Genomic DNA, 249 nt, shown 5'->3' with positions numbered 1-249 from the left:
CAGGCATTTTATTAAAAGCCTCAAATAAAGATATACCTTACGAAGAAGCTAGAAAGCTATTAATTGAGTTGCTTAACAAAGATGGACATGGAATCAAAGATAAAGCGATCATACATGCAAATTTAGGCGATGTAGCGTTTAATTATCAGGATTTTAGTTATGCAAAAGAAAATTATATTGAATCAAATAAATTCAGCAAAAGCCTTTCCAAAGAAATTGGTATCGCAGTTTGTGAGTATTTTGAATCAG

Annotated in this window: 1 protein-coding gene; it reads left to right on the top strand. The window is 30.9% G+C overall.

All coding sequences use genetic code 11. The features are described from left to right. Positions 1-249 (top strand): hypothetical protein (locus SB689_RS23805; RefSeq protein ID WP_410694503.1); only part of this gene is annotated, 249 nt, incomplete at both ends.

The organism is Chryseobacterium sp. SIMBA_038 (genome assembly GCF_046535115.1).
Lineage (GTDB): Bacteria > Bacteroidota > Bacteroidia > Flavobacteriales > Weeksellaceae > Chryseobacterium.
The sequence above is the reverse complement of the archived record's forward strand: the minus strand, read 5'-3'. Positions and strand labels throughout refer to the sequence as shown.